Origin of the sequence: Dietzia sp. E1, assembly GCF_014145015.1 — a bacterium.
Classification (GTDB): Bacteria; Actinomycetota; Actinomycetes; order Mycobacteriales; family Mycobacteriaceae; genus Dietzia; species Dietzia cinnamea_A.
The window spans coordinates 1-8,249 of sequence record NZ_JAALDU010000209.1; the positions used below are offsets into that span (position 1 = coordinate 1).

The window sequence follows — 8,249 nt, forward strand, 5'->3', positions numbered from 1 at the left end:
CGCGCGCTGCTCGAACTGGCCGCCGACACGCCCGCGCCCGTCCCCGCCCCCGCCGCGCTCGAGGCGGACCTGCGGCCGTACCAGCAGCAGGGCCTGGACTGGCTGGCCATGCTGTGGCGGCACCGGATCGGCGGAATCCTCGCCGACGACATGGGACTGGGCAAGACCATCCAGTCGCTCGCGCTCATCGCCCACGCGCACGAGACCGCCGGCGACCACCCGCCGGGGCCGTTCCTCGTCGTGGCGCCCTCGTCGGTCGTGCCCAACTGGGAGTCCGAGGCGCGTCGGTTCGTCCCCTCGCTCCGGGTGGCGCGGCGATCGGCGACCGAGGCCCGGTCCACGACGACGGTCGCCGCGGACGCGGCCGCGCACGACATCGTGGTGACCTCCGCGGCCGTGCTGCGGCTGGACGCCGACTCGTACGCGGGCGTCGAGTGGGCGGGCGTGATCCTCGACGAGGCCCAGCAGGCCAAGAACCCGGGCTCCAAGCTCTTCGCCGCGCTGGCCGGGCTGCGGGCCGATTTCCTGCTCGCCGTGACGGGCACGCCGATGGAGAACAACATCACCGAGCTGTGGGCGGTCGCGGCCCTGTCGTGCCGGGGCGTGCTGCCCGACGCCAAGGAGTTCCGCGCCCGCTTCCGCACGCCCATCGAGAAGGACGGGGACCAGGCCGCGCTCGAGCGGTTGCGCAGGCGGCTGCGTCCGTTCCTGCTGCGGCGACGCAAGGAGCTCGTGGCCGCCGACCTGCCCCCGCGCACGGACGCGGTGATGGAGATCGAGCTGTCGGCCACGCACCGCCGGATCTACGAACGGGAGCTCGCGCGGCAGCGGGCCTCACTGCTGGAGCTGCTCGACGACTTCGAGTCCAACCGCATCAGCATCCTCGCCGGGCTCACCGTCCTCCGGCGCCTGTGCCTGGACGCCTCCCTCGTCGACCCGGACCATCTCGGTGTCGCGTCCGCGAAGACCGACGAGCTCATCGCCGCGCTGCGGGAGGTGGTGGCCGAGGGCCACCGCGCGCTCGTGTTCAGCCAGTTCACCACCTACCTCGACACCGTCGTGGAGCGGCTGCGCGACGAGGGGATCACCGTGGCCCACCTCGACGGCAGCACGACGGACCGGGCGGGGGCGGTCGGGGAGTTCACCGAGGGCGGCGCGCAGGTCTTCTGCCTGAGCCTCAAGGCCGGCGGCGTGGGGCTCAACCTGGTCGGCGCGGACTACGTGTTCCTGCTGGACCCGTGGTGGAACCCGGCGACCGAGGCCCAGGCCGTGGACCGCGCGCACCGCATCGGCCAGACCCGCCCGGTGCTGGTCTACCGGATGGTCGCCCGCGACACGATCGAGGAGCGCGTGGTCGAACTGCAGCAGCGCAAGGCCGAGCTGTTCGCCTCCGTCCTGGACAGCGGAGAGCACTTCTCCGCCGCGCTCACCGCCGACGACCTGCGCGGGCTGCTGGAGTAGGCGCCCGTGCCGCCCGGGGCGGTCAGGGCCGGATCAGCGCATCTCCGGCAGCGCCAGCCCCGCCGCGACGGCCGCCCCGAACAGCGCGGTGTCCCTCGACGGCGAGTAGACCACGCGCGGGGTGGGCACCGAGATCGGCAGGGACTGCAGCTGCTCGGCGACCGGTCCGTGCAGCGCCTCGCCGAGCCCCACGACGATGCCGCCGGTCAGCAGGACCGTCCGCGGGCGGAAGAGCTGGACGGCGTCCACGAGGAACGATCCGAGCCGGTAGGCGTAGATCTCGGCGGCCCCGTCGCCGTGCTCCCGCTCGAGGTCGTACAGGCCGTGCCCGCCCAGTCCCCACCACGCCTCGGTGTTGGTGCCGTCGCCGACGATCCGCCAGTGCCCGAGGTCCCAGCCGGTGTGGCCGCACGGGTGGATGAGCGCGCCGTGGTGGTTGAGTGCGCCGAACGCCAGGGACGAGCCGAGGGAGATGGCGATCCCGCCGAACTCGACGTCGGGGAGCCGCGTCAGGGCCAGGGCGTGGGCGTCCCCGTCGCCGATGACCGAGACCGGCGCGTCGATCAGCGACACCAGTTCGGTGCGCAGGTCGCCCTCCGCCCATGCGGCGGCGCGCGACAGGACGACCCGCCCGCGGTCCGCGTCGACGTGGCCGTTCAGCGACACCCCGACGCCGGCGGGGGAGCGGTCGACGGCGAGGACCGCGGTGGCGAGATCCTCGGCGGTCGCGACCTCGGCACCGTGGACGCCCACCACGTTGCCGTCCACCACGGCACCGATCCGCGTCCCGCTGCCGCCGATGTCCACGACCACGCCGTTGCGCATCGCCGCACCTCCCTTTTCCATGCCTACATTCTCCCCACTTATTCGTAGCGGGCGCGCGGAGGGTTTGCCGCCGGTGGCCCGGTCCGGGCCCTTCCCGCGGTCGGGTGTGGCGAAGATCATGTGCGGCTCGGGGATCGAAAGTCGCAGCACGCCGTTGGTAGTAGACATGACCACTACTTTTGACACCCAGAACGCGCTCGCCCTCGACGAGCAGGCGCAGGACCTGCTGTTCCGCGAGGCGCGCACGGCCAACGCCTTCACCGACGAGCCCGTCACCGATGAGCAGATCCGCGCGATCTTCGACCTGGTGAAGTGGGCGCCCACCTCCATGAACATCCAGCCGCTGCGCGCTGTCGTCATCCGCTCGGAGGAGGCCAAGGCCCGGCTACTGCCGCTCCTCGCCGAGGGCAACCGCGCCAAGACCGCTGCGGCCCCGGTCGTCGCGCTGCTCGCGGCCGACGTCGACTTCCACGACGAGCTGCCCACGCAGTTCCCGCACTTCCCCGGGGCGCGCGACCTGTTCGCCGATGACGAGGACGCCCGCGTTCGCACCGCCGAGCTCAACGCCGGGCTGCAGATCGGCTACGCGATCATCGGCATCCGTGCCGCCGGCCTCGCGGCGGGCCCGATGACCGGTTTCGATGCCGAGGCGATCTCGCGCGAGTTCTTCCCCGACGGCCGCCACCGCGTGCTCGTGGCCATCAACATCGGCAGGCCGGCCGAGGAGGGCGCCTGGTTCGACCGGCTCCCGCGGCTCGGGTACGACGAGGTCGTCGAGACCCTCTGATCGAGCTCTCCTCCACCTCTCCGACGGGCCGGGCGCCGCGGCGCCCGGCCCGTCGGCGTCTCAGCGTCTCCTGCCGCCGTCAGCCGGTGGCCGACGCCGGGCAGCCCACGACGTGCAGGGCGAACCGGTCGCCGTAGCCGAGGAGGGTCTGCGGCGGGTACGCCGAGCGCTCGGCCATGATCTCGGGTGCGTAGGGCACCGCGTGCGTGATCCCCACCGCGTGCATGAGTTCGTGCAGCGTGAGGCTGCGGGTCCAGGGATCTCCCGGGATCGGGTTGACGCTCTCCGGGCGCAGGGTGACCGCGCCCTGGACGATCAACCCGCGGGGCAGGACCCCGGGGCCTCCGACGCCCGCGACCTCCGGATTCTGAAAGTCCGGGTGGTCGCCATAGGTCACCGAGATCGCACCCTCGGCGTCCCTGTCCGACTCGGCCCCGGGGCCGAGATAACGCAGCGGTAGCCCGCTGGAGAAGGCGAGGGTCTCGACGGCCCATGCGAGGTCGGCCTCGCTGCCCGGCAGCGCGCCGAAGGAGCGCACGGGGATCTCGTAGTCGCACGGCCAGTGGGCGATGTAGCCGTCCTCGTCCACCCTCACGGTGTAGTCGTGTCCCGCGGCCAGCCCGGCCGGCGGCGGGTAGTCCTCGGGCCGTCGCGGAGACCATTCCCCGTGCAGCGGCCGGGGCGCGCCGGGGATCGTGGTGTCCGCGGCGTTGGCCTCCTGCGAGCGGAAGATGCCGCCGTTGCCGCCGGAGAGCCGGACCGCGCCCTCGCCGATCGCCGCGACGGTGTCCCGGTGCTCGGCGGGGACCTTCTCCAGCAGTGAGGGGGTCGTGCCGACCACGGCGAGCGCGATCGCGATCGGCACCACCACCGCGAGGACGTAGATGACGAACCTGGTGGCGCGGGCCACCGGACTGTAGTCGTCCACCGCGCTACAGGCCCGGTGTCGCGGCGAGAAGGAATGGGCGTGGTGAGGGGAGGTCGGTCACAGGGCTGCCCGGGGTCGAGGGGAGCGGTCGAGGGGGGCCGCGGGTTCGAAGGGAGTCTACTCAGTTGTGGACATTCGTTCACATTGGTTGGCGGTCCTCGTGACGAGAATTTTAACTTGAGTGGAATAGACTCAACCTGACAGTCGTTGTAGGGAGTGTCCGGCGGTGAACAGCGCCGGTATTGATTCCAGTACGCTCAACACTACGCCTAGAAAGGACCGGTCGATGAGCCAGTTCAACCCCACGACCAAGACTCAGGCGGCTCTCTCGGCCGCCGTCCAATCCGCGTCCGCGGCGGGTAACCCGGATGTGCGACCCGGGCACCTGCTCGTCGCCCTGCTCGAGCAGCAGGACGGGATCGCCACCCCTCTCCTCCGGGCCTGCGGGGTGGACCCGCAGCTCGCCCTGACCCAGGCCAAGGCCCTCGTCAGCGGATACCCCAAGGCGTCCGGCTCGGGGATGGCCGCCCCCAACTTCAATCGCGACGCCCTCGCCGTCGTCAACTACTCCCAGACCCTCGCGGCGGAGATGGGCGACGCCTACGTCTCCACCGAGCACGTCCTGGTCGGCATCGCCGCAGGTCACACCGGTGGGGACGCCGCCAAGCTGCTCAACGAGCTCGGCGCCACCGAGGAGGCGCTCAAGCAGGCGTTCACCGCAGTCCGCGGCAACACCCGCGTGACCACGGAGAACCCCGAGGACCAGTACCAGGCGCTCGAGAAGTACGCCACGGACCTCACCGCCCGCGCGCGGGAGGGCAAGATCGACCCGGTCATCGGACGCGACTCGGAGATCCGTCGCGTCGTGCAGGTCCTGTCGCGCCGCACCAAGAACAACCCCGTGCTCATCGGTGAGCCCGGCGTCGGCAAGACCGCCATCGTGGAGGGCCTGGCCCGCCGCATCGTCGCCGGCGACGTCCCCGAGTCCCTCAAGGGCAAGACCCTGCTCTCGCTGGACCTGGGCTCGATGGTCGCGGGCGCGAAGTACCGCGGGGAGTTCGAGGAGCGGCTCAAGGCCGTGCTCGACGAGATCACCGCGGCCGAGGGCCAGATCATCACCTTCATCGACGAGATCCACACCATCGTCGGCGCCGGCGCGACCGGCGAGGGTTCGATGGACGCCGGCAACATGATCAAGCCGATGCTCGCCCGCGGCGAGCTGCGACTGGTCGGCGCCACGACCCTCGACGAGTACCGCAAGTACATCGAGAAGGACGCGGCCCTGGAGCGCCGCTTCCAGCAGGTGTACGTGGGTGAGCCCAGCGTCGAGGACACGGTCGGCATCCTCCGTGGTCTGAAGGAGCGCTACGAGGTCCACCACGGCGTGCGCATCACCGACTCCGCCCTGGTCTCGGCCGCCACGCTGTCGGACCGCTACATCACGCAGCGGTTCCTGCCCGACAAGGCGATCGACCTGGTCGACGAGGCCGCCAGCCGGCTCAAGATGGAGATCGACTCGCGCCCCGAGGAGATCGACGCCGCCGAGCGGATCGTCCGCCGCCTCGAGATCGAGGAGGTCGCCCTGCAGAAGGAGACCGACGCCGCGTCGAAGGACCGGCTGGTCGCCCTGCAGGCCGAGCTCGCCGACGCCAAGGAGAAGCTGTCCGAGCTGACGGCCCGGTGGCAGAACGAGAAGACCGCCATCGAGGGCGTGCAGCGGATCAAGGAGGAGCTCGACGCCTTGCGCACCGAGTCCGAGAAGGCCGAGCGCGACGGCGACTACGCCCGCGTGGCCGAGATCCGCTACGGACGGCTGCCCGAGCTGGAGAAGCAGCTCGCGCAGGCGGAGGAGAGCGAGGCCGCGGCCGGCGCGATGCTCAAGGAGGAGGTCGGTCCCGAGGACGTCGCCGAGGTCGTCTCCGCCTGGACCGGGATCCCCGTGGGCAAGATGCTCGAGGGCGAGACCGAGAAGCTGCTGCGGATGGAGGACGAGCTCGGCCGCCGGGTCGTCGGTCAGCACGAGGCCGTGCGGGCCGTGTCCGACGCGGTCCGCCGCGCCCGGGCCGGGGTCGCCGACCCCAACCGGCCCACCGGCTCGTTCCTGTTCCTCGGCCCGACGGGCGTCGGAAAGACGGAGCTGGCCAAATCACTGGCCCAGTTCCTGTTCGACGACGAGCGCGCCATGGTCCGGATCGACATGAGCGAGTACTCGGAGAAGCACTCGGTCGCGCGACTCGTCGGTGCCCCTCCGGGCTACGTCGGCTACGAGGCCGGCGGCCAGCTCACCGAGGCGGTGCGCCGCAGGCCGTACACGATCGTCCTTCTCGACGAGGTGGAGAAGGCTCACCCGGACGTCTTCGACATCCTCCTGCAGGTCCTCGACGACGGTCGCCTGACCGATGGTCAGGGACGCACGGTCGACTTCCGCAACACCATCCTCGTCCTCACCTCGAACCTGGGCGCGGGCGGCACGCGGGAGCAGATGATGGACGCGGTCAAGCGGGCGTTCAAGCCGGAGTTCATCAACCGACTGGATGACGTGGTGGTCTTCGACGCCCTCAGCGAGGAGCAGCTGGAGTCGATCGTCGCCATCCAGATCGACCAGCTCGCCGAGCGGCTGAAGGCCCGGCGACTGGTGCTCGAGGTCGACGAGGCCGCCAAGGGCTGGCTGGCCCGGCGCGGCTATGACCCGGCCTACGGCGCGCGCCCGCTGCGTCGACTGGTGCAGAAGTCGATCGGCGACCGGCTGGCCCGGGCGCTGCTCGGCGGCGAGGTCCGCGACGGCGACACCGTGCGCGTCTCGCTGGCCGAGGACGGCGAGACGCTCCAGCTGAGCTGAGCCGATGCGGCGCCCGACGGGCCCGGTCACCGGAACGCGGTGACCGGGCCCGTCTCGTCGAGAAGCGCGTTCCGTACCCGCCGATCCCGGGCGATGTGCACGGAACGTACTTGTCGACGAGCCGCGCCGGATGGCGTGAAGCCTGTCACCGCAGCCGGATCGGGCCGCCCACCACGCCGCCGTACGAACTATCCTGGCCGCGTGACCAGCGACACCGTCCTCTCGACCACTCGTCCCGACAGCCCCCTTCTCGTCACGGCGCGCGAGCTGATCAACGACGTCTCCAACCTGCCGGTCCCGCCCGTCATCCTCGACGTGCGCTGGCAGCTCGGTGACGCGCTCGGGCGCGAGCATTACTGGTCCGGCCACATCCCCGGCGCGCAGTATCTGGACCTGCCGGGCGACCTCGCGGGCCAGCGCAACGTCCGCGAGGGTCGGCACCCTTTGCCCTCGCCGGAGGACTTCGAGGACGCGATGCGCCGCGTCGGTATCGACAACGACAGTCGCGTGGTGATCTACGACGACCTCGGCAACACCTCGGCCGCCCGCGCCTGGTGGCTCATGCGGTGGGCCGGCAAGAAGGACGTGCACCTGCTCGACGGCGGTCTCAAGGCGTGGATCGCGGAGGGTGAGGACCTCGCCGTGGGGCCCGGCAACCCGGTCTCGCGCGGGAACTTCACGTTCGACCTGGATCACATGCAGACGGTCGGCATCGAGGAGGCCGCCCACTGGCCGGAGCGGGGCGTGCTCATCGACGCGCGCACGCCGGAGCGCTACGAGGGCCGCACCGAGCCGATGGACTCGCGCGCCGGACACATCCCGGGCGCGGTGAACCTGCCCACGATGAACTTCATCGACGACCGCGGCCGATTCCTGCCGTCGGAGAAGTTGCGGGAGATGTTCGCCGAGGTGGGCGTGTCCGAGGGCGACGACGCGGTCGTGTACTGCGGCTCCGGAATCCACGCGTGCCACACGTTGGCGGCGATGGAGGTCGCGGGTCTCGACGCGGGGCGTCTGTTCCCGGGTTCCTGGTCGGCGTGGTCGGCGGACCGCAAGCGCCCGGTCGCGATCGGCCCGGACCCCCGCTAGTCACCCCCTCCGGCCGGTCCGGGCGCGGTTCTCAGCCGCACACGGGACCGGGAGGGGCCCACGCGCCGCGCCACCTGGACGGGCGTGTCGGTCGCGCTGACTACCCTTCAGGGCATGGTCTGGATCTGGTTCCTCGTGGCCCTCGTGCTGCTCGTCGCGGCGATCGCCCTGCTGCGCCTGGATGCCAAGCAGCGCGGCGGCGGGCGCGGCGCACAGTACGGCGACGGGCGTTCACGGGCGCGTGCCCCGTTGGCCTCTGCGGACGGCGACGCGGTCCCGGGGGGATCGGCCGGGGTCGACGACGACGAGGCCCCGCGCCC

The 8,249-nt window shown here is 71.6% G+C and carries 6 protein-coding genes and 1 pseudogene; 5 read left to right on the forward strand and 2 right to left on the reverse strand.

Annotation, left to right across the window (positions count from 1 at the left end):
* Window positions 1-1,461 (forward strand): DEAD/DEAH box helicase (locus tag G6030_RS08050; protein ID WP_182642766.1); only part of this gene is annotated, 1,461 nt, incomplete at its 5' end.
* Window positions 1,462-1,494: 33 nt separating this feature from the next.
* Here the strand turns inward: G6030_RS08050 and G6030_RS08055 are convergent.
* Entirely contained in the window at window positions 1,495-2,454 is a 960-nt protein-coding gene (locus tag G6030_RS08055) for an ROK family protein (RefSeq protein ID WP_241724245.1), read from the reverse strand.
* Between G6030_RS08055 and G6030_RS08060 the strand changes: the two genes are divergently transcribed.
* Window positions 2,453-3,073, forward strand: coding sequence for a malonic semialdehyde reductase (locus tag G6030_RS08060; RefSeq protein WP_182642767.1), 621 nt, complete (start codon window positions 2,453-2,455; stop codon window positions 3,071-3,073). The two genes, G6030_RS08055 and G6030_RS08060, sit on opposite strands and share 2 nt — an antisense overlap.
* 79 nt (window positions 3,074-3,152) lie before the next feature.
* Here the strand turns inward: G6030_RS08060 and G6030_RS08065 are convergent, their stop codons facing one another.
* Window positions 3,153-4,001, reverse strand: a complete 849-nt coding sequence (locus tag G6030_RS08065; RefSeq protein WP_241724246.1) for a hypothetical protein — start codon at window positions 3,999-4,001, stop codon at window positions 3,153-3,155.
* Between the two features lie 286 nt (window positions 4,002-4,287).
* Here G6030_RS08065 and clpB point away from each other — a divergent pair, with 286 nt between their 5' ends.
* The 3 genes and pseudogenes from clpB to G6030_RS08080 all read left to right on the forward strand — a co-directional run.
* Window positions 4,288-6,840 (forward strand): ATP-dependent chaperone ClpB, encoded by a 2,553-nt coding sequence (gene clpB / locus G6030_RS08070; protein WP_182642768.1) that lies wholly within the window; start codon window positions 4,288-4,290, stop codon window positions 6,838-6,840.
* 201 nt (window positions 6,841-7,041) lie between these two features.
* Entirely contained in the window at window positions 7,042-7,929 is an 888-nt protein-coding gene (locus G6030_RS08075) for a sulfurtransferase (RefSeq protein WP_082767722.1), read from the forward strand.
* A 114-nt stretch (window positions 7,930-8,043) separates the two neighbouring features.
* A pseudogene (locus tag G6030_RS08080) lies at window positions 8,044-8,249 on the forward strand (hypothetical protein); the annotation flags it as partial.

What these genes read in the sequence shown, in the direction of transcription:
- G6030_RS08060 (WP_182642767.1), top strand. Translation starts at nt 2,453, where the DNA reads ATGACCACTACTTTTGACACCCAGAACGCGCTCGCCCTCGACGAGCAG.
- clpB (WP_182642768.1), top strand. Translation starts at nt 4,288, where the DNA reads ATGAGCCAGTTCAACCCCACGACCAAGACTCAGGCGGCTCTCTCGGCC.
- G6030_RS08055 (WP_241724245.1), bottom strand. Translation starts at nt 2,454, where the DNA reads ATGTCTACTACCAACGGCGTGCTGCGACTTTCGATCCCCGAGCCGCAC.